This window comes from Streptomyces albireticuli (genome assembly GCF_021228125.1).
GTDB lineage: Bacteria > Actinomycetota > Actinomycetes > Streptomycetales > Streptomycetaceae > Streptomyces > Streptomyces albireticuli.
This window is the reverse complement of record NZ_JAJQQS010000029.1, coordinates 1-25718: the sequence shown is the minus strand read 5'-3', so window position 1 is coordinate 25718 and position 25718 is coordinate 1. Positions and strand designations below refer to the sequence as shown.

General features: G+C 73.6%; 20 protein-coding genes. 17 read left to right on the top strand and 3 right to left on the bottom strand.

The features are described from left to right. Nucleotides 1–280: 280 nt before the first annotated feature. Nucleotides 281–1711: a COG1470 family protein gene (locus LUZ64_RS34350; protein ID WP_170116753.1), complete on the bottom strand. Its 1431-nt coding sequence runs from the start codon at nucleotides 1709–1711 to the stop codon at nucleotides 281–283. A gap of 248 nt (nucleotides 1712–1959) precedes the next feature. Here LUZ64_RS34350 and LUZ64_RS34345 point away from each other — a divergent pair, with 248 nt between their 5' ends. From LUZ64_RS34345 to LUZ64_RS34330, 4 genes are all read left to right on the top strand, one after another. Beyond that, the gene (locus LUZ64_RS34345) at nucleotides 1960–2754 is read left to right on the top strand and encodes a helix-turn-helix transcriptional regulator (protein WP_095581678.1); all 795 of its coding nucleotides are present in this window, start codon (nucleotides 1960–1962) and stop codon (nucleotides 2752–2754) included. Between the two features lie 188 nt (nucleotides 2755–2942). Continuing rightward, the gene (locus LUZ64_RS34340; RefSeq protein ID WP_232399044.1) at nucleotides 2943–6146 is read left to right on the top strand and encodes a DUF11 domain-containing protein; all 3204 of its coding nucleotides are present in this window, start codon (nucleotides 2943–2945) and stop codon (nucleotides 6144–6146) included. Beyond that, nucleotides 6143–6925 carry a Pvc16 family protein gene (locus tag LUZ64_RS34335; protein WP_095582752.1) on the top strand — a complete coding sequence of 261 codons (783 nt, stop codon included), beginning with the start codon at nucleotides 6143–6145 and terminating at the stop codon, nucleotides 6923–6925. The genes LUZ64_RS34340 and LUZ64_RS34335 overlap by 4 nt, the downstream gene beginning before the upstream one ends. Next, a complete protein-coding gene (locus LUZ64_RS34330) occupies nucleotides 6922–9060 on the top strand; it encodes an AAA family ATPase (RefSeq protein WP_095582751.1) in 2139 nt (712 codons plus the stop codon). Before LUZ64_RS34335 ends, LUZ64_RS34330 begins: the two co-directional genes overlap by 4 nt. A 104-nt stretch (nucleotides 9061–9164) precedes the next feature. Here the strand turns inward: LUZ64_RS34330 and LUZ64_RS34325 are convergent, their stop codons facing one another. After that, nucleotides 9165–10481, bottom strand: a complete 1317-nt coding sequence (locus tag LUZ64_RS34325) for an eCIS core domain-containing protein (protein ID WP_095582750.1) — start codon at nucleotides 10479–10481, stop codon at nucleotides 9165–9167. Between the two features lie 270 nt (nucleotides 10482–10751). Here LUZ64_RS34325 and LUZ64_RS34320 point away from each other — a divergent pair, with 270 nt between their 5' ends. From LUZ64_RS34320 to LUZ64_RS34255, 13 genes are all read left to right on the top strand, one after another. Next, a complete protein-coding gene (locus LUZ64_RS34320) occupies nucleotides 10752–12302 on the top strand; it encodes a phage tail sheath family protein (protein ID WP_095582749.1) in 1551 nt (516 codons plus the stop codon). 121 nt (nucleotides 12303–12423) lie between these two features. Further along, nucleotides 12424–12864 carry a phage tail protein gene (locus LUZ64_RS34315; RefSeq protein ID WP_095582748.1) on the top strand — a complete coding sequence of 147 codons (441 nt, stop codon included), beginning with the start codon at nucleotides 12424–12426 and terminating at the stop codon, nucleotides 12862–12864. Continuing rightward, nucleotides 12861–13340 carry a hypothetical protein gene (locus tag LUZ64_RS34310; protein ID WP_095582747.1) on the top strand — a complete coding sequence of 160 codons (480 nt, stop codon included), beginning with the start codon at nucleotides 12861–12863 and terminating at the stop codon, nucleotides 13338–13340. The genes LUZ64_RS34315 and LUZ64_RS34310 overlap by 4 nt, the downstream gene beginning before the upstream one ends. Then, on the top strand, nucleotides 13337–13495 hold the full coding sequence (locus LUZ64_RS34305) for a DUF6760 family protein (RefSeq protein ID WP_170116835.1): 159 nt from the start codon (nucleotides 13337–13339) through the stop codon (nucleotides 13493–13495). Before LUZ64_RS34310 ends, LUZ64_RS34305 begins: the two co-directional genes overlap by 4 nt. Before the next feature lie 2845 nt (nucleotides 13496–16340). Beyond that, nucleotides 16341–16745, top strand: coding sequence for a hypothetical protein (locus LUZ64_RS34295; protein WP_143593309.1), 405 nt, complete (start codon nucleotides 16341–16343; stop codon nucleotides 16743–16745). A 123-nt stretch (nucleotides 16746–16868) separates the two neighbouring features. Further along, nucleotides 16869–17294, top strand: coding sequence for a phage tail protein (locus tag LUZ64_RS34290; protein WP_095582745.1), 426 nt, complete (start codon nucleotides 16869–16871; stop codon nucleotides 17292–17294). A gap of 123 nt (nucleotides 17295–17417) precedes the next feature. Further along, nucleotides 17418–18251: a CIS tube protein gene (locus LUZ64_RS34285; protein ID WP_170116834.1), complete on the top strand. Its 834-nt coding sequence runs from the start codon at nucleotides 17418–17420 to the stop codon at nucleotides 18249–18251. Further along, nucleotides 18248–20026 carry a VgrG-related protein gene (locus tag LUZ64_RS34280; protein WP_095582744.1) on the top strand — a complete coding sequence of 593 codons (1779 nt, stop codon included), beginning with the start codon at nucleotides 18248–18250 and terminating at the stop codon, nucleotides 20024–20026. The genes LUZ64_RS34285 and LUZ64_RS34280 overlap by 4 nt, the downstream gene beginning before the upstream one ends. 65 nt (nucleotides 20027–20091) lie before the next feature. After that, nucleotides 20092–20403 carry a PAAR domain-containing protein gene (locus tag LUZ64_RS34275; protein WP_095582743.1) on the top strand — a complete coding sequence of 104 codons (312 nt, stop codon included), beginning with the start codon at nucleotides 20092–20094 and terminating at the stop codon, nucleotides 20401–20403. Beyond that, nucleotides 20400–20822 (top strand): GPW/gp25 family protein, encoded by a 423-nt coding sequence (locus LUZ64_RS34270; RefSeq protein WP_095582742.1) that lies wholly within the window; start codon nucleotides 20400–20402, stop codon nucleotides 20820–20822. Before LUZ64_RS34275 ends, LUZ64_RS34270 begins: the two co-directional genes overlap by 4 nt. Continuing rightward, nucleotides 20822–22780, top strand: a complete 1959-nt coding sequence (locus LUZ64_RS34265) for a putative baseplate assembly protein (RefSeq protein WP_095582741.1) — start codon at nucleotides 20822–20824, stop codon at nucleotides 22778–22780. Before LUZ64_RS34270 ends, LUZ64_RS34265 begins: the two co-directional genes overlap by 1 nt. 86 nt (nucleotides 22781–22866) lie before the next feature. Further along, nucleotides 22867–23430 (top strand): phage tail protein, encoded by a 564-nt coding sequence (locus LUZ64_RS34260; protein WP_095582740.1) that lies wholly within the window; start codon nucleotides 22867–22869, stop codon nucleotides 23428–23430. A 4-nt stretch (nucleotides 23431–23434) separates the two neighbouring features. Next, nucleotides 23435–24511 carry a zinc ribbon domain-containing protein gene (locus LUZ64_RS34255; protein WP_095582739.1) on the top strand — a complete coding sequence of 359 codons (1077 nt, stop codon included), beginning with the start codon at nucleotides 23435–23437 and terminating at the stop codon, nucleotides 24509–24511. 48 nt (nucleotides 24512–24559) lie between these two features. Here the strand turns inward: LUZ64_RS34255 and LUZ64_RS34250 are convergent, their stop codons facing one another. Beyond that, nucleotides 24560–25147: a TetR/AcrR family transcriptional regulator gene (locus LUZ64_RS34250; RefSeq protein ID WP_095582738.1), complete on the bottom strand. Its 588-nt coding sequence runs from the start codon at nucleotides 25145–25147 to the stop codon at nucleotides 24560–24562. Nucleotides 25148–25718: the final 571 nt, after the last annotated feature.

Here is a 25718-nt window from a genome sequence, read left to right as displayed (position 1 = left end):
TGCCCTCGATCGCGCGTACGGGGATTCCGGCGGCGAACCCGCGGACCGCCTCCGTGACCGTTGAGGACGCGGACTCGTCCGGGAAACGCGCCGATGTCCGCCCTGAACTGGGCCTGCCTTCATGCCCGTTCGGGCAGGGCGTCCGACGGGCGTGCCCGCTTCACCGCGACGGGAACGAGCGCCCCGCCACGTTGTCGCGGCCCCTTTGAGACGAACCGGGCCGGGGCTCTGGTTCCCGGCCCGGTCACGGGATCACCATGTTCTCCCACGTGTCTCCGGTTCACGGCTTGAGATCGCTCATCACTCCACTGACGTTGAGTACCTCGTGGCACCCGGATGCCTGCTGCCCGGTGGCTGGGGTGCCGGGCTTCGCGCAGGTCACGGCCGCGGTGACGGTGGCGTTCTCGGGCACTCCGAGGGGGGTGACCCAGTGGTAGTCCTGATTGCGGAAGGTCTCCAGCGCGATCGTAGTGATCTTGCGGTCGCCGAAGGTGATGGTCAGCACGCCCTCGTCGCCCTGGAAGTTGGCCACGACGACATCGGTGATGCCGAGGACCTTTCCGGCCGGCACGCGGTACGTCCCCACCTTCTCGGCGCCGCCGTCCGTCTGGACGTCGATCGTCGCCGAGCTCTGCCGCCCGCTGCCCGGCACCGTGTCCGCCCCGCCGCCCCCGCCTCCGCTCCCGGCACCGGGGCCTGCGCCCGTGCCCGTACCCGCTCCGGTGTCCGTGCCGCCCGTGGCGGGCGACCCCGGCTTGTCCTTCCCACCCGAGGCCGTCCCGGAGCCGCCGCCCTGCTTCCCCTCGCCACCGGTGGCCGGGCTGTTCCGGACGGCCTTGTCCGCGGCCTCTTCGGCTGCGCTCCGCACCGCGGGCCGGACCAGCGTGAACCAGGCGAGGAGCAGGGCCAGCAGCGCCGCGAGCACGGCCAGCAGCCACTTCGGCAGCACCGACAGCTGTACGAACTCTCCCCGCAACGCCTCGCGCCGTTCCGCCGGCACGGGGCCGACAGGGCCGACAGGACCGACAGGACCGACAGGGCTGACGGGGCTGACGGGGCTGACGGGGCCGCCGGGGACCTCGGTTCCGGCCTCGGTTCCGGCCTTGGTTCCGGCCTCTGTGACATCGAGCTCGAACGGCCAGGTCACCGGCGGGCCGAACCAGGTGAGCCGGTGGACCCGTACCCGCAGGCCCACCTCGACGGACTCACCGGGTTCGAGGGCCGGCCGATCCGGGGCGAAGCCGAAGCGCAGTTCCTCCCCGTCCTGTCTGCCGCCGAGGGCGACGTCGACAGATGTGTTCCCCAGGTTCCGCACCGCGGTCCGGTACCGCGCGCCCAGCCAGCCGCGCCGGCGGTGCGGTTCCAGCTCCGCCCGCAGCTCGTGGAACGCCTCGACGTGCACCGTGGTCTCCGGTACCGACACCGCTTCGGGGTGCTCGGCGGGCAGGACACGGATGCCCAGCGGCATCTGCCCGGCGCGGACCTCCGGCGACCGCGGCGGGGCGAGGCGCACCGTCACCGTCTCGGAGGTCCCGGGGTACAGCGAGACACGCGCCGGTTCGACGGTGGTCCACGCGGCACAGTCACCGACCACCTCCAAGGAGTACGCCTCGACGATGTCGCCGCCGTTGCGGACGGTCAGGCTCGTGGTCGCCTCTCCTCCCGGAGACACCCTCACGGCCGGGATTTCGAGTTCGGCAGATGTGGTCACCACCTGAACGTAGGACGGCCGGTCCCGTCGCACGAAGGACGACGGGGGCAATCGGCGGGCAGGGGCGCTGCCCCCGCGGAACCCGTCGTACTGCCCCGGCGCCCCCCCGGAAACCCGCCGGGCCGGGGGCCCGCGGCACCCGGGTTCCGGGCCCGGCCACTTGAGAACACCCGATTGAGAACACCCGATCCGAAGCGAAGAGGAAGAGAGCGGACGCGGATATGGCATCCACAGCGGATATGGCATCCATGACGGAGCGACACGTACGCGAGACGGCCCGTCGCCGGTACGGGCCGCCCGTGGAGAACACACCGGTGCGGCCGGCCGCGAGACCGGAGCCGGTGGCCGAGCGGCCGGCACCGGACGTACCGGTGTCTGACCGGTCGGCACCGGACAAGCCGGTCTCGGACCGGAAAGTGTCGGACAGGATCTCCGTGGCGGTGTACGCGGAGGACCTGATCCTGCACACCGGAGTCGTCCAGCAACTGCGGCAGCGGCCGGAGATCGAGCTGCTGTCGGGCGGCGAGGCCGACGGAGCGCGGACCTCGCTGGTGGTCGTGGACGCGCTCGACGACCCCACCGTCCAGCTGCTGCGCCGGCTGCGACGCGACACGAGGACCCGTGTCGGCCTGATCGTGGGCTCCTTCGGGGCCCGGGACCTCCAGCCGATGATCGAGTGCGGGGTGGCGGCCGTCCTACGGCGCTCGGAGGCCGACCAGGACCGGCTCGTCCACCTCGTCACGGCCATGGCGAAGGGCGAGAGCGTCCTGCCGGGAGACCTGCTGGGCAAGCTCCTGGAGCACGTCAACAGCCTGCAGCGGATGGTGCTCGACCCACGGGGGCTCTCCCTGTCCACGCTGACGACGCGGGAGGCGGAGATGCTCAGGCTGGTGGCGGAGGGCCTCGACACCGCCGAGATCGCGCAGAAGACCTCGTACTCCGAACGCACCGTCAAGAACGTGCTGCGCGAGGTGACCATCAGGCTGCAACTGCGCAACCGGGCACACGCCGTCGGCTACGCCATGCGGTACGGGCTCATCTGACCTGATCTGACCTGACCTGTCCTCGCCTCACCTCATCTCATCGGCCGGACCTGACCCGAGCCCGCCCGGTTGCCCCGAAAGGGCGGCTGCCGCTGCCCCCGGACCGGGCTCTCCCGGCCTGTCCTCCGCCGCGCGCCGCCGCCAGGCTCGTCCCCGGACTACGTCTCCCGGACTGTGAGGTGGATGTGATGGGCACCGCTGGCCCGGCGGGGAGATCCCGCCTCGGCAGACCGGGCCTGGCGGCCCTGGCCCTGGTGCTGCTGGTCCCGCTGCTCGCGGTGGGCGCCGTGTCCTGGCCATCTGCCCCCGTCGCCCGGCGGGACGCGGCCCCGGCGGCGGAGGACGCCGGGCGCATCGTCTACGCGGGCACGGAGCACCGCAGCCTCGGCCGGGTGACGGCGCCCGGGTCCAGTGAGCCGCTCTTCGGTTCCGGCCCCGCCCATCTGGACCGGCAGCCCTCCGCGCGCGGCGAACTGACTGTCTTCACCAGCCTCCGGGACGGTCCCCGGCCGCAGGTGTACCTGCGTCAGGGCGACGGCTCGGTACGCAAACTGACCACCGGCCGGGACGCCGCGCACCCCAGGCTCGCACCCGACCGCGCGTCGGTGGTGTTCGACTCCGTGGAATCCGGCGGGCGGCGGGACCTGTGGATCGTGGGCGTGGACGGGTCCGGGGCCCGCAAGCTCACCGACTCGGCGGCCGACGAGAGATCGCCGACGTTCTCCCCCGACGGCACCCGGATCGCGTACTCCAGCGACACCGACACCGCGCGCGGACGGCAGATCTACGCGCGGGCGCTGGCCGGCGGCCCGCAGACCCGGATCAGCCACGGGCCGGCCGGCGACGCCACCGAACCGGTGTGGAACCCGGTGGCCGACCCCGCGCACCGCGACCTCGTCGCCTACACACTGAAGCCGCGCGAGGCGTCGGGCACCCGGCTGCGGGTGACGGACGGCGGCGGCCTGGACGTCCCTCTGCTCGGCGGCGCCGCCGCGAACTGGAACGCCCGCTCGGCCGACTGGCTCCCGGAGGGGGACGAAACGGTCTTCGTCAGCCCCGAGCGGATATGCGACTGCAACACCACGTACGACCACGTCTACCGGGCGCGGGCACGGGCGGCCGAGGAGCCGCGGCTGGTGCTCGAGGAGGACCGCGCGGTAGCCTCCCCGACCTGGCTCGGCTCCCAGGCGGACGGCGCCGCCGTCGTCGAGCGGACCTCGGCCCCGGCGACCCGTACCGCGACCGTGCAGGACATCAGGGCGGACGGCGCGGACCCGAGAGACCTCGGCCTGACCGTCCTCAAGGAGGACCCGGCCGCCGACACCACCACCGACCCCGCGGCCGATCCGCTGTTCAACCCACGGGAGGGGTACGACCCGTGGACCGAACGGCAGAACTACACGCCGGACGGCCGGCGGATCGTGGTGACCCGCTTCGAGGACTCCGAGGCCGGCCGGATCCAGCGGATCTGGCTGGCCGACGCCGACGGTACGAACGCGGCGCCGATGCCGCTCGCCGGGCGGGGACCCAGGGACTGGGACACCGACCCCGCCTTCTCGCCCGACGGCAAGTTCCTGGCGTTCACCCGGACCTCACCGGGCGGCACGGGCGGGAAAGGGGGCCCCGGCCGGATCCTCATCGCCGACGCCACGAGCGGAGCGCTCGTCGGCCGGATCGAACCACCCGCCGGGCAGCGGCCCGGTGGCGACGCCCAGCCCGCCTGGTCACCGGACGGCACCGTGATCGCCTTCACCCGCAACCACGTGATCGACGGAGGCGGCGGCAACAAACACGTCTGGACCGCACCGGTGGCCTCGCCCGACCGGCAGCGTGACCTGAGCGCCGCCCTCTGCCCGGGCAACTGCCAGGTGATCGACGACAGCCCGGCGTTCTCCCCGGACGGCCGGACCGTCGCGCTCAACCGCAAGGACGGCGGCGGCCGGATCAACGAACGCAACGGCGTCCTGCTCGCCTCCCCGGCCGGCGACGGCTGCCGGGTCGTCCTCCCCGTCGGTCTGCGCGACGACCCCGGAGCGTGCCGCCGGGAACTGCCCGACAACACCACGACCGGCCCGTTCCAGCCCCGTGACGTGGCCTGGTCGGCGGACGGCGGCACGCTCGTGTTCAGCGCGCGCCGGGCCCTCGCACCGAACTCACCGGAGGGCCTCAAGACCCTGGACCTCGCCGACGGCAAGCTCACCCACCTCACCCGCGCACTGCCCGGACGGCAGAAGGAACCCGGCGTGCGGCAGTCGGTCGACCTCGCACTCGACGCCCCCTCCACCTCACCCCCTGTGAAGGTCGGCTCCGCCACGTCCGTGACGGTCACCGTGACCAACAAGGGCCCGGCCGCCTCACCGGGCACCGTGTTCACCGCGGCCCTGCCACCCGGCGTCCGCCTCGACCGGCTCTCCAGCACGACGGGCCGCTGCGCCGACGGATCCCCGCAGTGCGCCCTGGGGGTACTCGCGCCCGGGGCGTCGGCACAGGTGACGGCGCGTCTGACCGGTGTGACGACCGGACGGCAGCGGCTGGACTGGTCCGTGGCCGGTGCCGTGATCGACCCCCGGCCCTCCGACAACGCCGCGTCGACAGGCATCGAGGTCGAGGACCGGGAACGCCCGCCGACCCGGCCCCCCACCACGGCACCGCCGACCCCGACCACCCCGCCGACCCGGCCTCCCACGACCACGCCCGCCCCGCCCACCGTCCGGCCGCCGGCACCACCGGCACCGCCCCCACCGCCGGCCGCGGGCCCCGGTGTGACCGTCATGGCGCAGCCGACCCCCGGCTTCGTCGGCGGCCGGGTCGTCGTGACCTACCTGGTCCGCAACGGCGAGAACGCCCTGGCCACCGGGCTCCGCCTGAAACTCGGGCTGCCCGCCCGGGTCCCCGCCGAGCCGCTGCCCGCGGGCTGCGCCGCCGGTGAGTGCGCGCTGCCCGACCTGGCACCCGGCGACACCACGGTCACCCGCGTCGTCCTGAAGCCGGACAAGGCCCTGACGGCCCGGATCGTCGCGACCCTGACGACGACCGGCACGGACGCCGACCCCGGCGACAACGTCGCCCAGGTGCCGCTGCGCATCCTGCGACCCCGCATCGTCGCCGTGCCCCCCGTCGGCAAACCCGGGTCCGTCACCCTCGTGCGCGGCAGGGACTTCCCGCCCGGCGCGCCCGTGACGCTCACCTGGGACCCCGGCATCACCGCGGCCGCCGCGCCGAGCAGGCCCGGCGCCGACTTCCGGTTCACCGCGCAACTGCTGATCCTCACCAAGGACCGGACCGAACCGCGCACCATCACCGCCCGGGGCCCCGGCTTCAGCCCCGTCACCACACCCTTCCTGGTGGTCAACGGCAGCGTCCAGCCGCCGTACGAGGTGGACCGCCGGTGATCCACGAAGTCGACGAAGGGCTGCGGCTGCTGCTGGACGAGGCGGGCCTGCGGGACAGCGGTGTCGAGGTGGTCTTCGACGCGCCCACCAGGGACTGGTCCGCACGCCGCAACGCCCCGACCGTCAGCGTGTACCTCTACGACATCCACGAGGACGTCACCCGGCGGCAGACCGGCTCCACCGAGGTGTACGACGGCGACGGCCACGTCACCGGACGGCGTGTTCCGCCCCGGTGGTTCGCGCTGACCTACATGGTCACGGCGTGGACCACCCGCCCGCAGGACGAGCACCGGCTGCTGTCCCAGGTGCTCCGGTGCCTGGCGTGGGTGGACGTGCTGCCGCCGCGTCTGCGCACCGGCTCGCTCGCCGAGCTCGGCCTAGGCGTCGAGATCGACGCGGCGGGGCCGAGTACGGCCGGGGCGTCGGTGGCGGACGTGTGGTCGGCACTGGACGGCGAGATGAAGGCGTCGATCGAGGTACGGGTCACCGCGCCGCTGGCCGGTGACGTGTGGCCCGCGGGGCCGCCGGTCACGGAGGGACTGACGGTGAGGTCCGCCGTGCGGGTCGGCGGTGACGGGGACGAAGGCGCCGGGCGCGACGGTGACGGGGATGCGAGCGCCGGGGGCGACGGTGACGGGGATGCGGGCGCCGGGCGCGAAGGCGGGCGCCGGCTGCGCTACGAGGGGGTGCCCGACCCCGGACCGCGGGGGTTCGCCGCCCCGCGCGCACGCGAACTGCCACCCGGCCGCCGTCGCCGCCGGGGAGGTCCGACCCCATGACGACGCCGAGCGTACGCGCGCGACCGGACGCCGACGCCGGGACGGTCGGCCGGGACCACCTCTGGGAGAGGCTGTGCCGGGTGGAGCGTAGGGTCCGGCGGGTCGTCGCCGAGCGCCGGGCCGCCGACCCGGAACCGGACGACCCCTACCGGGGGCAGTACCTCACCCCCGAGGCCGTCGAGCGGATCCTCGACGGACCGTCCGCGTTCCTCCCCGCCTCGCCCGACGACCGCCGGCCGTCCCCGCAGCCACCGCCGGGGTCCCGTGTCGAGCGACTCGCCGCGGACTTCGGCCTGGTCCCGCTGGACGTCGAGCTGTTGCTGATCGCGCTCGCCCCCGACGTCGACGCCCGCTTCGAGCGGCTCTACGGATACCTCAACGACGACCTCCTCCGGTGCCGGCCGACCGTCGGGCTGGCACTGGAGCTGTGCGGGCTCCCCGTGGCGGGAGCGGGCCGGTTCCGTCTCTCCCCGTCCGCTCCGCTCGTGGCGGGAGGGCTCCTGGACGTCACGGACACCGAACGTCCCCTGCCGTCACGGGCGTTGACGGTGCCCGACCGGGTGACCGCGCACCTGCTCGGTGACGACGAGCTCGACGCCAGGCTGTGCGGACTGGTGACCGTGGGCCGGGCGGCGGGGGAGGCCGCCGAGGGGACGGCGTGCCGGGTGGCGGCCGCCGCGGGCACCGGCGGCGGCCTGGTGCACCTGCTCGACCGGGGCGGTGACGCCGGCCGGCTGGCCGTCGACGCCCTGGTGGCGGCGGGCCGTACCCCCCTGGTGCTCGACGTCGCCGGGCTGGCCTCCGGGCCGGTCCCCGCCGAGCTGCCGCGCGCCCTGGCGGCGGAGGCCAGGCTCAGGGGCGGCGGCATCGTCCTCGGCCCGCTCGAAGCACTGGAGCCGGAACGGCCCGAGCGCGCCCGGCTCCTGCGCGGCCTGTGCGCGGCCGCCACCGGGATCCCGCTGATCGCCCACGGCACCAGGCACTGGGACCCGCTGTGGACCGCGGAGAGCCCGGTGACGTTCACCGTCGCACCACCCACCCCCGCGCAACGGACACGGCGGTGGCGGCACGCACTCGCCGCGGCATCGCCCGGCCCTGACATGCACGAGCCGCCGGAGGACGGTTCGGCCGACGCGCTCGCGGAGGCGGTCGCCGGGTACCGGCTCGACGCCGAGCAGACGCGCAAGGCCGCCGCCGTGGCGACGAGGACCGCTGCGGCCGAGCGACGGCCGGTGCGCACAGAGGACGTGCGGGCCGCGGTCCGGGCGCAGAACGGCGCCGGTCTGGCCCGGCTCGCCCGGCGCGTCGAACCCGCGGTCGGCTGGGACGACCTCGTCCTGCCCGCCCCGACGCGCCGTCAGCTCGGTGAACTCGCCCTGCGCGCCCGCCACCGGGACCAGGTGCTCGGGCAGTGGCGGATGCGGCCGGGCGGCGGCCGCGGACGTGGCGTGGCCGCGCTGTTCGCGGGGGAGTCCGGCACCGGGAAGACCATGTCCGCGGAGGTCGTCGCGGCGGAGCTCGGCATGGAGCTGTACGTCGTCGACCTGTCCACCGTCGTCGACAAGTACATCGGCGAGACCGAGAAGAACCTCGAACGGATCTTCGGCGAGGCGTCGGAGGTCAACGGCGTGCTGCTCTTCGACGAGGCCGACGCGATCTTCGGCAAGCGCTCGCAGGTCAAGGACGCGCACGACCGGCACGCGAATATGGAATCGGCCTACCTGCTCCAGCGCGTGGAGTCCTTCGAAGGGATCGCGGTCCTCACCACCAACCTGCGGGCCGATCTGGACGAGGCGTTCACCCGGCGCCTGGACGCCATCGTGGACTTCCCCATGCCCGCGACCGAGCAGCGGCTCGCCCTGTGGGACCGCTGCCTGGGGCCGGAAATGCCCCGCGAGGACGGGCTCGACCTGGAGTTCTGCGCCCGCCGCTTCGAACTCTCGGGCGGCTCCATCCGCGCCTGCGCGGTGACCGCGGCCTATCTGGCGGCGGACACGGGCCGGCCGCTGACCATGGCGCAGGTGATGACGGCGGTCCTGCGGGAGTACCGCAAGCTCGGCCGCCTGGTCCTGGAGAGCGAGTTCGGGCCGTGGCTCGGCCTCGACGAGGAACGAGCCGAGGCCGGACCGTCGTAGTGCCGTGGGTGTACGGGCGCCGATCGCCTCGCCGGAGCCGGAGCCGGAGCCGGAGCCGGCTCCGGTGACGGGCGGTGGCGGTCAGGCGTTCGGCGCCCGGCCGGTCACATGATGACGCAGCACTTGCAGCTCGCGTCGTGCTCCGCCTCCGGGGCGTACCTGACCACGAACGCGTTCCTGCTCGCGATGTACGCGGCGAACCCGTCGGCGTCGCGCGTGGTGGTCCGGCCCGTGTTCGGGTCGTACATCAGGAACTGCCCCGCCGCGGCCACCACGGCCGCCTCGGCGTGCCGGCTGGTGCCGAACCAGATCAGCGTGCCCGGGGGCAGCTTGCCGGAGGTGGCCTGACCGGCCAGCCTCGTGCCGTCGACCGTGGCGCCGCCCAGCCTCGTACGGGCGTACTGCTCCTGGGCCTCCAGACCTCCGGAGGCCGCCCAGCGGCGCACCGTGTCGGAGGCGTCGCGCCGGGTGGCGTCGTCGAAGTCCTCGTAGCGCAGCCCGGTAGGTGTTCCGTGCAGCAGCCAGTGGGTGGCCATGTACGCGCAGTGCTGGTCGACGTCGAAGAAGCCCTCAGGGGGGTTCGGACCGACCCAGAACTGTGTGTCGCCGTCGGTGTAGAGGAAAGGGTTGGCGGGGAGCGACGGGGCGAACGAGAAGACCGGCTGGGTGGACTGGTGCGAACCCGCCCCGGAGTGCTGCGACCCTCCGGAGTCCGCCGCCGGAGCGCGCTGGACGCACCTGTGGGCGGACGACACCGACGGGCCCGCCGCCGTCGCCCGCTGCACGGCGGGCGCCCCGGCGGCTGCCCCGGCCGGTACCGGCGAGCTGATGAGCTCGTGGGCGACCGCCGCCGCCTCCCGCTCCTCCGGGGAATCCGGTTCGGAGACCTTCAGCCCGTCCCCGTTGTCCCTTCCGGAGACCGGCCCACGGCTCTGCTGGAAGGTGTGCCACACCTCGTGGAGGACATCCTCCGTGGTGCTTCCGGCCCCCAGGACCATGTGGTCGCCCGACGTGTAGGCACGGGCACCGATCTCGGCCGCCGAGCGCTGCGCGACGGCGCCGGTGTGCACCCGCAGGTGGGAGAGGTCCGTACCGCCGTAGCGCGCTTCGACCTCGTCGGCCAGCGCCCCCGTGAAGGGACGGCCGGGTTCGCTGAGGACCTCGTGGACGGCTGAGCGCCGCACGGGCTCCTCTTCGGAGGCTTCGGACGTCCGGTCCTTGCTCCTGGCCACCAGACCGGCCACCGCGGCGTTGCCGGCGCTGCGCTGAAGGGCCCGGAGGGCCCGCGGGGAGGGCCGGGGCGGTCCGCCCGCCGGGCGCCGGGGGACGGCCGGTGCCGTCGTGCCGGTGGGGCGCCGGGACGCGGCAGGCCCCGTGGCCTGACCGGTCGTCCTGTCGGGCCGTGGCTCGGGTATCCGCACGGGTGACCTCCTGTCGGTGCGCTCGGACTTTCGGTGCGCTCGAAGCCCGGTGCCGGGTCACGGGGCCGGTGCGCGCCAAGCCTAGGACCGGGAGAGCGGTGGCGGGGATGTGCGAGGAGGAACCCGCCCCGGACGTCCGGCAGTCGTGCCCTGGCGAGGTGCCCGTAAGGGCAGCGTCCCTGCCCCGCGCCGGGGACCCGGGGGCCTACTGCCCGGAACAGCCCCCGCTGAGACTCGGCGGTGACCGATCGGCGACCCGAAGGAGCGAGCATGCCGTCGTACCTCACCCCGGGCGTCTACATGGAGGAGGTGCAGTCCGGAGCACGGCCGATCGAAGGAGTCGGCACGGCGGTCGCCGCCTTCGTGGGCTTCGCGGAGAGTGGGCCCTTCCACCAACCGACCCTGGTGACCACCTGGGACCAGTACGTACAGACCTTCGGCTCCTTCACCGAGGGCACGTACCTGGCGCACGCGGTCCACGGGTACTTCGCCAACGGCGGCGGCACCGCCTACGTCGTCCGGATCGGTGGAGCCGCCGACGGGGCCGAGGTGCCCGGGGAACCGCCCGTGACACCGCCCGCCGCGCCGCCGGCGATCGGCGGGTTCCTGGTCTCCGCGCTGCCGGGCGCCGGCGGTGACATCTCCGTGGAGGTCGCCGACGCGGAGGGCGAGAACCCGCCCGAGGACCGCTTCAAGCTGGTGGTCCGCAAGGGCGGCAAGGTGGTGGAGACCTTCGACGTCACCACGCGCAGGAACGTCAAGGGCTATCTGGTGCAGCAGGTCGCCGAGTCGAAGCTCATCGAGGCCGTCGAGCAGCCGGGAGTGCAGCAGACCCGCCCGGAGAAGCAGACCGTCCGTGTCCCGGCGGCCCCGCGGGCCGCGGCCGCCCCCGGGCGCCGCGGCACGCCGCGACTGGATCCGGGCGAGTACGTCGGCGACGCCGAGGCGCGCACCGGCTTCGCCGGACTCGAAGCGATCGACGAGATCACCATGGTCGCGGTGCCCGATCTGATGAGCGCGCACCAGCGCGGCGAACTGGACGCGGAGGGCGTCAAGACCGTACAGCTCGCGGTGATCTCGCACTGCGAGCAGATGGGCGACCGGGTCGCCGTCCTGGACACCCCACCCGGAATGAACGCGCAACGGGTCCGCGCCTGGCGCACCGAGGGCGCCGGGTACGACTCGCGCTACGCCAGCGTGTACTACCCCTGGATCAAGGTGTTCGACCCGGCGACCGGCGGGAACACCCTGGTGCCGCCCAGCGGCCATATCGCGGGCGTCTGGGCGCGCAGTGACGGTGAACGCGGCGTCCACAAGGCCCCGGCCAACGAGGTCATCCGCGGTGCGGTGGACCTCGGTATCCGCCTCAGCAAGGGGGAGCAGTCCCTCCTCAACCCGATCGGGGTCAACTGCGTACGGGCCTTCCCCGGCCGCGGCATCCGTATCTGGGGCGCGCGGACGCTGTCCTCGGACCCGGCCTGGCGCTACCTGAACGTGCGCCGGCTCTTCAACTACCTCGAGGAATCCATCCTGCTGGGAACCCAGTGGGTGGTGTTCGAGCCCAACGACGACCGGCTGTGGTCGAGCATCCGGCGCAACGTCACGGGGTTCCTCACCGAGGAATGGCGCCGGGGAGCGCTGTTCGGCCGCGTCGCCGAGGAAGCCTTCTACGTGAAGTGCGACCGGGACAACAACCCCCCGGAGTCGATCGACCTCGGCCGGGTGGTGTGCGAGATCGGAGTGGCCCCGGTGAAGCCCGCCGAGTTCGTGGTCTTCCGGCTGGCGCAGTTCTCCGACAGCACCAGCCTCGTCAGCGAATGACCCCTGTGGGCCCTCCGCCGCGAGGGCCCGCGGCACGGGTCGGCGCACACATCGGACTGTAACGGACTGTATCGGACTACATCGGACCGCATCAGATCAAGGGAACAGGTGACACACGGTCATGGCAGAGGGCGACGCTCTTTCCACCCATATCTTCGGCGTCCAGCTGGGCGGCTACCTCGTCGAGTCCATCCAGGAAGTCAGCGGCTTCACCGTCGAGGAGGAGGTCGTCGAGGTCCGCCAGGTGACCGCGGAAGGGAAACACATCATCCGCAAGCAGCCCGGCGCCCGGCAGGCCGGCGAGATCACCATCACCCGCGGACTGGACAAGAGCAGCGAGTTCACCACATGGATCAAGGAGACCCTGAACAACGGCGCGGTCGACACCGCGCGCCAGAACATCACCATCGAGGTCAAGGACTCCACGGGTGAGACCGTCCGCCGCATCCAGCTGATGCAGGGCTGGGCGAGCAAATGGGAAGGGCCCTCGCTCAGCGCCCGGGAATCCTCGGCCGCCACCGAATCCGTGACCATCACCTTCGAGGAGATCGTGGTCGAATGAGACGCCGGACGGTGACGGCCGGCAACCTCGACGAGACCCACGAGGGCACCGACCCGGCCGAGCGGGAGACCACCCCCGCGCCGCGCGCCGCGGCGCGGCACCAGGAACACCGCACGGAGTTCACCTTCGAGCTGCCGCGCGGATACGTCGACGAGGACGGCAACGTGCACCACGACGGTGCGATGCGACTGGCCACCGCACGGGACGAGCTGCGCCCGCAGATCGATCTGCGGGTGAAGGAGAACCCGGCGTACCTGAGCGTGGTGCTGCTCAGCCAGGTGATCACCAGGCTCGGCACGCTCAGGGACGTGCACGCGGGTGTCGTGGAGCGGATGTACGCCACGGACGTGGCGTTCCTCCAGGACTTCTACCGGCGGATCAACAGCGAGGGGCACACGCGTGCCGCGGTGACCTGCCCGCTGTGCGAGGGCTCGTTCGAGGTGGACCTCTCGGGTGGGCGCCTGGGGGAATCGTGACGTACGCCCTTCCCCGGCTGCGGGAGGAGATCGCGTACGTCGCCTACCACTTCCACTGGCGGCTCGAGGACATCCTCGACCTGCCCCACGGGGAGCGCCTGCGATGGGTGCGGGAGATCGCGCGGATCAATACCCGCGTCAATGAAGGCGGGTGAGGGTGTGGGAATGCGGGACGCGCTGCGTGGGCGGGGGAGCCGGTCGCGTAGGGAACGGCGGGGCGGCGGGGCGTCCGCCCGCGGACGTGTGGACGCAGGACTGCCGGGGGAGGCGGTGGCGCCGGCCGCCGACCCGGTGTCGGCGACGGGCGGGTACGTCGCGCCGCCCGGCTGGGACGGCGGCTGGCGGCGGGTCGCTCCACCGGAAGTGACCGTCGCGCGGTCGGCGACCGGAGTGAGCGATGGACTCCGCTTCCGGTCGGGCCTGGCCGCCTGGCAGCGGACCGTCTTCGGCGCGCCCCTCGGCCACGCGGTGCTGCCGTCCGCGCCGGCCGGAGTGATCCACGGGGTCACGCGCCCGTCCGCGCCCGGTACGACTTCCGGTGGCGGCCCGTTGCTGTTGGCTGTCACCGGGCCGGAGCCCGGGTCCGGGGGACAGGTGTTCTTCGGCGGGGGCACGACGGGGTACGGGCACGGGCCCGGGCCTGGCACCGGTGCCGGTGCCGGGAGCCTGCCGGTTCAGCGGCGGGAGCGGGCCCGGGGCGAGGCGGGTGGACGGTCGGCGCCGACGACGGGCTCGACATTGACGACAAGCCCGGTGGCGAGGCCGGTCCCGGAACCGCAGCGAGGGCGGCCGGGCCCGGCGTCGGGGTCTCCGGAGTCGCGACCTCCGGCGTCGGGATCTCTGATGCCCGTACGACCGGCGCCAGGGCCCGGCGCGGCGGCGGGGCCGGCCTGGGCGTCAGGGGTGGCAGACGCGACAGGGACAGCACACGGCCCCCGGTCCGTGAAGGAAACGGGACCGCTGCGCCGAGCCATGGTGAGGCCTGATCCGGCCTCAGAGCCGTCCCCGGCCTCAGAGCCGTCCCCGGCCTCAGACCCGGCCCGGGGCTCAGCCCCGGGCCCAGTGCCTGCCTGGGTCCCGCCGCAGACCTTGGCCCCAGCCGTAGCCCCGGCCCCGGCCCCGGTCTCAGCCTCAACCTCGCCGCCCTCGGCCCCGCGTCCGCGATCGAAGGCGCAGGCCGGATCCGGGAGCGCCGTACCGTCATCCGCTCCGACGAAGCACTCGGCCGCTGCGCCGGGGACGTTTGGGCACCTGCCGACCGGCCCACAGCCCCGATCCGTCCCACCGCTGCCCCGGCCTGCCCTGGTACGGCCGAGGCCCCTCGGCCCACCACAGATCGTGGCCAGAAGTCCGGCGATGCCGGTGCGCCGGATCCACGCGGTCCCGGCAGCCGGCAACCGCCCCTCGTCGGCCCGTGACTCGGGCGCGGTGCCCCCGGCCGGTGGACGCGGTCCCGCGGCGGAATCCGCAGCCTCCGCGCAGGCCGGACCGGTTCCGGCGGGCGCCGGTCCGGCCGTGTCCCGCACCTCCGCGTCGGCACCGGACACCCGGCAGGGCTCCGGCCGCTCGCGCGAACAAGTGCGCCCGGCGTTAGGGGAACCGCTCCGGCGGCTGCCCGACGGCGCCGTGCCACCGGTAGGCCATGGGCCGGTGACCGCCCCCGGCCACGCGGCGGCGGTGGACGTCGGCCCGATGCCCGTACCGCAACGGCGAACGGCCCCGGGACCCGTGGACCTGCCGGGTGTTCCGCAACCGCCGACGGGCTCGGCCCGCGCGGGCGGCGCGGCGCCGTCAGCGCGGCCGAGCGCGCCACTGCCGCGACCACCGAAGCCGTCGCAGTCCGACGGCCCGACGCGTCGGCCCGGGATCCACGGGGGGATCGGTGCCCCGCTCTCGGAGCTACCGCCCACCGCTGTGCCCCTGCCGGACGGATCCGGCCGGACGCACGGAAGCGCCGGACCGGTACAAGGGCCACTCGCTGTTCCCCGGCCGGTGCCGGAGCCCTCTCGCGTTCTGCCGGTGCGTGACGTCTCCAGCCGGACCCGGAGAAGTGCCGGACCGGTACAAGAGCCGGCCGCTGCTCCCCGTTCCGCGTCGACGCCTCCCCGCGTCGTGCCGGTGCTTGACGGCCCCGGCGAGATACGGGGAAGTGCCGGACCGGTACAGGGGCCGGCCGCTGTTCCCCGGCCCGTGCCCGCGTCTTCTCCCGCAGCCCTGCCCACTTCTGCCGCTGCCGGTGACAGCGCGGCGGTCCAGCGGAAGACGATGCGAGGTTCCGCGACCCCCGAGGCGGACGGCGGGCCGCCGTCCGCACCCCTGCTCGGCGAGCCTGACCGAACGCGGGGAAGGGTCCTGGAGCCGGACGCCGGGAGCGGTACACGGCCCTCGTCCGACCCGATGCCGGAGGCCGGTCCGCAGCCCATGCCGTTGCGTTCCCCGGACGCCTCACCGCCTGAGCGGTCACATACCTCGAAGACCACACGGGTCTCCTCGCGGCGTGACACCCAGGGTGCGAGACAGGGCCGCGACAGCGGGGGAACGAACACGGAGCGCTCCACCGGCACGCGACCAGTCGGCCACGACTCTCCGGTGCCGGTGCGGCCCGTCACGTCGGCTCCACCGGGTCCGTACACCGAGCCCTTTCCCGCGTACACCGAGCCCTTTCCCACCGGTGGTGGTGGACAAGCGGCACCCGTCGTCCAGCGAGCGCTGGGACTGCTCCCGGCCCGGCCCTTGACGGTCAAAACAGGTGCGGCAGAAGACTTTTCGCTGCCCCGGCAGACTGCCGCACCCGGCCTCCCGGTCGTACCCGCGACATGGAGGCGGGATCCGCGACCCGTGGCGAACACAGGCCGGACGCCGACGTCGACCCCGGCGTACCCGCATCCGCGGACGACCGCAGCAGGACACAGTGGCACTCCCGCGAAGCGAGCCCGGCCGCTTCCCCCGGCCTCCCCGGCCGCAACAGCCCGTCCGGTCCATGCCGTACAACGCGCGCGATTGTCCGACCCGGAAGCGCCACCGACGGCCGACACACCCCTGCCGATGGTCTCCCGCCCGTCGGCGCCCGCCCACCCCGCGACCGGGACTCCGCCGCCCGGAGCCCCGCGGGCCGCACCCGCCGGACGCGCCCTCCAGCGGTCCGCGTCCGGCGCGGTGACGATGGGCGTCCCGATGACGACCACCCCCACGCGCGCCCCCGTACAGCGCTCCGAGGCACCAGCCGCACCGGCAGGCAGCGGCGGCGGTACGGGCACGGCCGGCAACCGGGCCACCGCCCGATCCGACGGCATCGACACCGAGGAGCTGGCCCGGCGCCTGCTCGACCCGCTCAGCCGGTTGCTGCGCGCCGATCTGCGGCGGGGACGGGAACGCGCCGGACGGCTGTACGACGACCGCCGCTGACCGGCGGCTCCCCGACGGCGACCGACGGTCTCGCGAGGGCAGGTGACGCAGCGACAGGTGACGCGGCGGCAGGGTGACGGAACGACAGGGTGACGGAACGACACGGATGACGGAGAGGCTCGGATGACCGACAAGACCTTCGCGACGAGCGTGTTCTTCACCCTCGCGATCGGCGGCAACGACCTGGGCGCCTTCCACACCTGCGACGGGCTCGGCGCCCAGGTGGAGGTGGAGACGTACGCCGAGGGCGGCAACAACGGATTCGCCTGGCAACTGCCGGGGCGCATCACCTGGTCGAACATCACCTTGACCCGCCCGGTCACCTCGGACACGGCCAAGATCGCACGGTGGCTCGACGAACTCGTCCGGCGGGTCGAGCCGAAGAACGGCGAGATCGTCGCGCTGAAGCCGGATCTGAGCCGCATCGTCAGCTGGCAGGTGCTCGGCATCGTGCCCGTCCGCTGGCAAGGCCCGTCCTTCGACCCGTCGAGCTCCCGGGCCGCGACCGAGACCCTGGAGATCGCGCACGAGGGCCTGCGCCCGGCCTGACCCCGCGTCGGTCCGTCGCTCGTCCGGCCCCTGCCGCCCCCTGAACCGACAACCGACAACCGACAACCGACAGCACAGCGCAGCACGACCCCACACACCGCGCCCCGCCGGAAGGAGGACCGGATGGCAGCCGCCCGCGCGAACCGCGCCCGGGCCCAGTTGACGATCATGGAGCCGCCCGCGAAGGTCGGCGGCAAGCCGGGCGCCACGCTGGTCCGGCTCAGGCTCCAGTTCAACCCCGCCAGCCTGTCGATGAGCAAGAGCACCGAGTGGCGGCGCACCCCGTCACGGATGGCCGGGCAGTCCGCGCTGCCCGAGTTCGTCGGCAGCGGTCCGAGGTCGCTGTCGCTGGACGTCTTCCTCGACGCGACGGCGAAGCACGACAACTCCGTGGAGGAGGCGGTGGAGAAGCTGATGCGGGCCTGTGTGCCGACCGCGGCCAGCCTGGCGCGCAAGGCACCCGCGAGCCCTTGGGTGCGGCTCGACTGGGGCAGCGCGAAGACGACGTCGTTCGACGGGGTGCTGTCGAGGCTCTCCGTCGACTACACCCTCTTCGACGTCGACGGAAAGCCGCTGCGGGCCACCTGCGGCCTCTCCATCGAGGAGGCCACCGTCGATCCTCCCGGACAGAACCCCACCTCCGGCGCGCGGGAGGCGCGCAGCACGCGCCGGGTGGTCGCGGGTGACAGCCTGCCGCTGCTGGCCTGGCAGGAGTACGGCGTCCCCACGGTGTGGCGCGTGATCGCGCGGGCCAACGGCATCGACGACCCGATGTCCCTCACCCCCGGCACGGAGCTGATCGTGCCCGGACCGGACGAGGCACGGACGGCGGAGGGGGCCGACGGGGCCGACGGGACGGAGGCGGCTGCAGAGGTGGGAGAGTCGGGGCAGTACGGGCCGCACGGCACGGCCGGAGTGCCGAGGCCTCCCCTTCCCCTGCCGGAGGCCCGGCGGTGAGCGGCGCTCAGGCGGGCGGCGGCCGGTCGTTCGCGGCGGATCCGATCGTCGAGGCGCCCGGCGAACTGCCCCGGTTCTGGGCCACCCAGCTGGTGAGCTGCGTGGTGGACGAGAACGTGGGCCTGCCCGACAGCGCCGAGCTGACCTTCCGGGACCCCCAGCACACGATGCTCACGGAGACGGCCGTCACCATCGGTACCCGGCTGACGGTCTCGGTGGTCACCGTGCGGGGCGGGGCCCGGCAGCGGCTGTTCGGCGGCGAGGTGACCGCGCTGGAACTGGACTCCGACACCACCGGCTCGTTCACCGTCGTCAGGGCGTACTCGAAGGCCCACCGGTTGCAGCGCGGCCGGAAGGTGGTGGCGTTCCGCAACATGTCGACGGCGGACATCGTCCGCAAGGTGGCCGCGGGCGCCGGTCTGCGGTGCGGCAGGATCGACGCCGCACCGGTCACCCATCAGCAACTGTCTCAGGCCAACGTCTCCGACTGGGAGTTCCTCCAGTACCTCGCGGGCGAGAGCGGGGCGCGGGTGAGCGTGGACGACGACGGTCTGCTCCAGTTCACCCGGCCCCGGCCCGCCGCGTCGGCGCCGCCGCCCTCGACCCCCGCCACCGTGAACCCGATGGTCCTGGAGTACGGGCGCAACCTCCTCGCCCTGCGGGCCGCGCTGACCAGCGCCGAACGGGCCGGCAGCGTCGAGGTGCGGGGCTGGGACGTACGTACGAAGAAACCGCTGGTGGCCAAGGAGCGGTCCGTCATCAGCAAGGTGGTGAACCCGGGGCTCGGCCCGGGGGTGATAAGCAGCGCGTTCGGCGCACCCGCCCGGCTGACCGTCGCCGACACCCCCTACCGCACCCAGGCCGAGGCCATGGCCGTGGCCGGGTCCCTCGCGGCGTCGGTGAGTTCCGGCATCGGCGAGATCGAGGCCGTCGCCGAAGGGCACCCCCGGCTGCGCGCGGGCGCGCCGGTGGCGCTCGGCAACGTCGGCCCCGCGTTCTCCGGGCGCTACACCGCGACCTCCGTGCACCACGTCCTGGAGCCGTACCGCGGTTACCGCACGACCGTCACCGTCAGCGCCGCGCCCGACCGCTCCCTCGCGGGCCTGACGACGGGCGCGAACGCGCCGTCCCGGGGGCCGCGCATGCCGGGTCTCGCGATCGGCGTGGTCACCGACATCCGGGAACAAGGCGGTCAGCGCGGCTGGGTGAAGCTGAAGTTCCCCTGGCTGGACGACACCTACGTCACCGACTGGGTCCGCACCGTGCAGTGGGGCGGCCAGGGTGGGGGAGGAGTGTTCAGTCCGGAGGTCAACGACGAGGTCCTCGTCGGGTTCGAGCAGGGCCTGCTGGACAGCCCGTACGTCCTGGGCGGGCTCTACAACGGCGTCGACAAGCCCTCGCCGCACGACGTGCCGCTGGTCGACCGGACGAGCGGAAAAATCAACCGCCGCTCCCTGGTGTCCCGTTCGGGCAACCGGATCGAACTGCTCGACACCCCGCGCGGCCCCTCCGGCGTCCGGCTGACCACCGGCGACAAACAACTGGTCGTCAACCTCGACGAACGCCGGAACCGCCTGGAGCTGAAGGTGCTCGGCCCGGGCGGCAGACGGCCGCTGAGCTCGGTGACCCTCAGCCCGACCGGCATCACCCTCGACGCGGGTACGGGCGAGGTGAAGGTGCGCGGGCGCTCCGTCCTCGTCAACGGCACGCAACAGGTCGTCGTGAACGGCGGGCTGCTCGGCATTCTCAAGGCCAAGCTCATCCGCATCAACTAGTCAGGAACCCAGCGGCCCGACGCGTCCACCGCGCGAGCGCCCCCGCCGAGCAAGGAGAAACGACCATGCCTCCCGCAGCCCGCACGGGCGACATCACCGCACACGGCGGCGTCATCGGCACCCCGCCACCGGGGGCCGTCCAGGTCACCACCGTTCTGATCGGCGGCAGGCCGGCCGCCGTCACCGGGAGCCTGCACGCCTGCGTACCACACGCGTACCTCGGCCCCGGGAACGTCATCGTGCCCGACCCGGCCGCGGCGGTCACCGGCCCCGTACTGATCGGGGGGCTGCCCGCCGCGCGGATGCGGGACCGCACCACGTGCGGGGCGGTCATCACCAGCGGAGCCCCGAACGTGCTGATAGGAGGGCCGGTGTGAGCGAGCGGTTCATCGGCCGGGGCTGGGCCTTCCCCCTCCGGGTGGGGCCCACCGGCGGCATCGGCATGGTCGAGCGGGACCGCGAGATCGCGGAGGCGATCCGCCTGGTGCTGGGCACCGCGCCGGGGGAGCGGCCGATGCGCCCGGACTTCGGCTGCGGCATCCACGACTACGTCTTCGCGCCCGGCGACGGCGCCACCGCCGGCCGCGTCGCCCACCACGTCCGGGCGGCGCTGGAGCGGTGGGAACCGCGCGTCGAGGTCACCGATGTGGCGGTCGCGTTCGACGCGGTCGACGACGGCACCCTCTACATCGACGTCCGCTACACCGTGCGGTCCACCAACGACCGCCGCAACCTCGTCTTCCCCTTCTACACGATCCCCTTCACGGAAGACGCCCCGGACGGAGGCGCGCACTGATGGCGCTCCCCTCGCCCAACCTGGACGACCGCCGCTTCCAGCAGCTCGTCGACGAGGCCAAGCGCTACGTCCAGCAACGCGCCCCCGAGTGGACCGACCACAACGTCTCCGACCCCGGCGTCACCCTCATCGAGACCTTCGCCTACATGGTCGACCAGCTGCTCTACCGGCTGAACCGGGTGCCCGACAAGAACTACTCGGCGTTCCTGGACCTGCTGGGCATCCGGCTGTTCCCGCCGGCCGCGGCGACGGCGGACGTCGACTTCTGGCTCTCCGCCCCCCAGCCGGAAACGGTGACGCTCCGGTCGGGCACCGAGGTAGCCACCGCCCGCGGCGAGACCGAGGAAGCCGTGGTCTTCACCACCACCGCAGACCTGCCGATCGTCCCCAGCGCCCTCGAACGGCTGGTGACGGCACCGGTGTCGGGCGAGCACACCGACCGTACGGCCGAGCTCGCGGAAGGCCGGGACATCCCCTGCTTCCAGCCCCGCCCCGAGCCCGGCGACGCGCTTCTGTTCGGCCTGCCCGCCGCCGTACCGCGCTGCGTCGTCGCCGTACGCCTGGACAGCCGGGTCGAAGGCGTCGGCGTGGACCCGCGCCAGCCGCCCCTGGCGTGGGAGGCGTGGGACGGCGCGCGCTGGAGCGGCTGCGAGACCGGCACCGACACCACCGGCGGGCTGAACCGGCCGGGCGAGATCCTCGTGTACGTCCCCGCCGGCCACGTCGCGTCGGTGGTCGCCGGGACCCGCGCGGGATGGCTCCGCTGCCGGGTGACCCGGCCGGAACCGGGCCAGCCGTTCTATTCCGAGTCGCCGACGATCCGCGAAGCAGAGGTGTTCACGGTCGGCGGCACCGCCACCGTCGAGCACGCCGAGACGCTGACCGACGTGCCGCTGGGCGTCTCCGAAGGCGTCGCGGGCCAGCGGTTCCTCCTGGACCGCCCGCCGGTCCTGCTCGACGGCGAGCCGCCGGTGGTCGAGGTGTCCTCGGCCGAGGGATGGCAGACCTGGACCGTCGTCGAACACTTCGGCGGCGGCTCGCCCGAGGACCGGCACGTCGTACTCGACGCGACCACGGGGGAGTTCGCCTTCCCGCCCGCCGTGCGCGAACCGGACGGCACGCTGCGCGCCTACGGCGCGGTACCCGAGAAGGGGGCGTACCTCAGGGTTCCCCGCTACCGGACGGGCGGGGGAGCGGCGGGGAACGTCGCCCGCGCCACCGTGTCCGTCCTCCGCAGCTCCGTGCCGTACGTCGCCAGGGTGGAGAACCGGGAGGCGGCCCGCGGCGGGGTGGACGGTGAGACCGTCGCCAACGCCAAGACGCGGGCACCCCACGAACTGCGCGTACAGGAACGGGCCGTCACCGCGCGCGACTACGAGTTCCTCGCCCGCCAGGCCGCTCCCTCGGTGCGCCGGGTGCGCTGTCTACCGGCGGTGGCGGGCGAGGGTGGCGCGGTACGGGTCCTGATCGTGCCCGACGCGGTCGCCGACGAAGGGGACCGGTTGCGCTTCGAGCAGCTGATCCCGTCCGAACAGGTGCTGTCCGCGATCACCGCGCGCCTCGACGAGCGGAGACTGCTGGGCACCCGGCTCGTGGTGGAACCACCCGTCTATCAGGGAGTGACCGTCGTCGCCCGCATCGTGGCGGACGGCGACCCCGACCGGGTGCGCGAGGACGCGCTCGCCGCGCTGTTCCGGTACCTCAACCCCTTGCGCGGGGGAGCCGGCGGCGACGGCTGGGCGTTCGGCAGGCCCGTGCAGTACGGGGAGGTCTTCGCCGAGCTTCAGCGGGTGGCCGGAGCCGGCCTGGTCGAAGGGATACGGCTCTTCCCCGCGGACCCGATCACCGGGCGGCGCGGGGCGGCGGCCGAACGGATCGACGTGGCGGACAACGCGCTGGTCTTCTCGTACCAGCATCAGGTGATCGTCACCGAGAGCGACTCGGGCGGCTCCTCGTGACGGGGGCGATGTCATGACGCAGGGTCATCTTGGAGCAGGGGAAAACTCATGACGCGACGTCATTTCATCAACGGGGCGGCCGTCTCATGACCAGAGCAGCGATACCCGGACTGGCCGGACGCCATGCGATCGGCACCCTGCTCCCCGCCCTGTACGCGGACGATGACCTCGCCCAGCGGTTCACCGCCGGACTCGACACCGTGCTGGCCCCCGTCCTCTCCACCCTGGACAACCTTCCCGCCTACCTCGACCCCCGGCTCACGCCCGCGGACTTCCTCGACTGGCTGTCCTCCTGGGTGGGCGCGGGCCTCGACCCGGCGTGGCCCGAGGAACTTCGCCGGGCCGCCGTGGTCCGAGCCGTGGAACTGCACCGCCGGCGCGGCACCCGGCGAGGTCTGGCCGAACGGCTGTGGCTGTGCCTCGGCGCGCGGGCCGAGATCTCCGACGGCGGCGGCGCGCGCTGGTCGACGACCGCGGACTCGGAACTGCCCCCGGCGCCGGCCGGGGAACTCCTCGTACGCGCTTGGCCCGTGCGCACCGACCGGCTGGACAGGGCCCAGGTCCTCGACGTCGTCCGGGCGTCGTGCCCGGTCCACCTCACCTGCCGGGCCGAGATCCTGCCCGGGCCGCCCGACCGCGGAGAAGGGTGACCTCATGCGCGCATGCCCGAACTGCCAGGCGGCCAACGAGGAGACCGACGACTTCTGCGGGAACTGCGCCTCCTATCTGGGCTGGTCCGAGCCGTCGGCGGCTCGAGCCGAGGAGCCGCCCGTCGCGCCGCCGCGCCCCGGAGCCCGGGGTCCCTCGGCGGCGCCCGGAGCCTCCGGCCGTGGGGAAGGGCCGGAGCCCGCCCCGGAGGACAGGGCGCCACTCGCACCGGCGGATCCGACGGTGCTGTACGAACGTGACGGCGCGGCCGGTCCCGACGCGCCCGCGCACCCGGACGTGAGTGACCCGGTGGCCCCCGTCCAGCCCGCGAGACCGGTCGCGCGCCGCCCTGTCGTCCGTACCGCTCCGGTGACCGAGACCCCGGGCGGTCCGCCGTGCCCGTCCTGCGGCACGCCCAACCCGCCCGAGCGGCGCTTCTGCCGGCGCTGTGCCGCGCGGCTGACGCCATCTCAGCAGGTGGCGGCGCTGCCGTGGTGGCGTACGCGGTGGCCCTTCCGGCGCCGGGTGCGCGGCGGCTCCGGCCGGGGATTCCGGAGGCTCCTCGCGGTGCTGGTGGTGGTCGCCCTGGCGGTCGGCGTGTTCCTGCTCCTCCCGGCCGGCCGTGCCCTCTTCGAGGACACCCGGGACAAGCTGGGCAAGGCGGCGGAGGTCGGCCCGGCAGCGGTGACCGCGAGCGCCGAGCTGCCCGGCCACCCCGCTTCCCAGGTCGCGGACGGGCTGTCCAACAGGTACTGGGGAGCCCCCGCGCTCGGCGACTCGGTCTCGTTCACCTTCGGAGCACCGTTCCGGCTGGTGGCCCTCGTGGTGCACACGGGGCCTTCGGCGAAGCCGGAGGAGTTCCGGCGCGAGGCACGGCCCGTCCGGGCGGACCTCGTGGTGAACGCGGCGGACGGCAAGGTCCACACCACGGCCCTGACGTTCAACGACAAGCCCGGTCCGCAGACGGTGCGGCTCGGCGTCAGCGACGCCGTGAAGGTCACCCTGGTCGTACGCGCCGCGGCCGGCCTGGAGCCGGGCCGGCACATCGCTCTGGCCGAGGTCGAGTTCTTCAAGCGCGCCTGAAGCCAGGCCTCGTGCGGCGGACGTGACGCGAGGCTTCGCCGGCTTCGTTCACATGGTGCCACCGAGAACCGCGGCGGTGAACTTGGCGAGCTGGCCCCGTAGTTCTTCTCGTCGTGCCCCCTTCTCGTCGGCCAGGTAGGCGACGAGGTCGGCCCGGGTGGCGGCGAGAAGCGCGTGGGCGGTGAAGTCGCTGTCGGCCGGCGCCGGGACGCGTCGCAGCAGGTCGCGGAGCAGGGTGTGCCAGCGCTCGTAGTGTTCCGTCCGGTAGGGGCTGTCCGCGCCGGTTCCCTCCAGGGCCTGCGCGAGGTGGCGGTTGTCGAGCTTGAAGCACAGGAGGGCGTCGAGCAGGGCCGGTACGCGTTGCGGCGGCGGGGTGGCGGGGCCCAGCGGCGGCGGGCCTTCTTCGATGGCGTTCCCGAGGGGTTCGAGCCGGGCCTCGAACAGGGCGCGGATCAGCCCGGTGCGGTCGCCGAAGGCGCGGAAGAGAGTTCCCTTGCCGACGCCGGCCGCTGCCGCGATGTCGGCCATGGTCACTTCCTCGGGGCTCCGGCAATCGGCGAAGAGCGCGTCGGCGGCCGCGAAGACGGCTGCCCGGTTGCGGGCCGCGTCCTTGCGTGGCTTGCGTGGTTCGGGCATGAGGTTCCTCCGGTCGCGATGCGGACCGGCGGGCCGTATCTTCGCAGGAAAAAGCGGACCGCTGGTCCGTATCGTACGGGACGGAGAACCCCATGCCCGAGATCGTCTCACCGATGGATCCGTATCACCGGAACGCTCGCGCCGTCCGCGCTTCAAAGTCGCCGCCTGCTGCCGAAGAATCTCCGACTCAGGTCACTAGCCAGGTACCGCAGATAGGACGACGTCGACCAGGCGGTCAGCCACGTCGGGCCGACTGTGGGCGCGGGCCCGCTTGCACGTGCCGGGGAGATGGGGCGGCGCGGACTGCAGGGCGGTACGCCCGCGCTCCCCGCTCGTGCGCCTTTCGCGCCCTGTAGCGAACCGCCGTCCCTCCCTAGCGTGTGGAGAGCACACTTCCGCTTATGGCCGGGCCCCGGCCGTACAGTTCTGGGGGACGAGATGAAGGGGCCTTGACCCCGGAGTTTGAACACGTCTATGCGGCTTGAGTCAGGGTAGTTGCTGCTGGTTGGAAGTCGTTCTCGTAGGCGATCGGGGACCGCTGGCCGAGGCGGGAGTGCCGGCGTCGGGTGTT

Excerpts from the sequence above, each read along its gene's own strand:
- LUZ64_RS34250 (WP_095582738.1), bottom strand. The coding sequence starts at position 25,147 with ATGCCCGAACCACGCAAGCCACGCAAGGACGCGGCCCGCAACCGGGCA.
- LUZ64_RS34265 (WP_095582741.1), top strand. The coding sequence starts at position 20,822 with ATGGCGCTCCCCTCGCCCAACCTGGACGACCGCCGCTTCCAGCAGCTC.
- LUZ64_RS34290 (WP_095582745.1), top strand. The coding sequence starts at position 16,869 with ATGACCGACAAGACCTTCGCGACGAGCGTGTTCTTCACCCTCGCGATC.
- LUZ64_RS34275 (WP_095582743.1), top strand. The coding sequence starts at position 20,092 with ATGCCTCCCGCAGCCCGCACGGGCGACATCACCGCACACGGCGGCGTC.
- LUZ64_RS34260 (WP_095582740.1), top strand. The coding sequence starts at position 22,867 with ATGACCAGAGCAGCGATACCCGGACTGGCCGGACGCCATGCGATCGGC.
- LUZ64_RS34255 (WP_095582739.1), top strand. The coding sequence starts at position 23,435 with ATGCGCGCATGCCCGAACTGCCAGGCGGCCAACGAGGAGACCGACGAC.
- LUZ64_RS34340 (WP_232399044.1), top strand. The coding sequence starts at position 2,943 with ATGGGCACCGCTGGCCCGGCGGGGAGATCCCGCCTCGGCAGACCGGGC.
- LUZ64_RS34310 (WP_095582747.1), top strand. The coding sequence starts at position 12,861 with ATGAGACGCCGGACGGTGACGGCCGGCAACCTCGACGAGACCCACGAG.
- LUZ64_RS34345 (WP_095581678.1), top strand. The coding sequence starts at position 1,960 with ATGACGGAGCGACACGTACGCGAGACGGCCCGTCGCCGGTACGGGCCG.
- LUZ64_RS34320 (WP_095582749.1), top strand. The coding sequence starts at position 10,752 with ATGCCGTCGTACCTCACCCCGGGCGTCTACATGGAGGAGGTGCAGTCC.
- LUZ64_RS34285 (WP_170116834.1), top strand. The coding sequence starts at position 17,418 with ATGGCAGCCGCCCGCGCGAACCGCGCCCGGGCCCAGTTGACGATCATG.
- LUZ64_RS34315 (WP_095582748.1), top strand. The coding sequence starts at position 12,424 with ATGGCAGAGGGCGACGCTCTTTCCACCCATATCTTCGGCGTCCAGCTG.
- LUZ64_RS34330 (WP_095582751.1), top strand. The coding sequence starts at position 6,922 with ATGACGACGCCGAGCGTACGCGCGCGACCGGACGCCGACGCCGGGACG.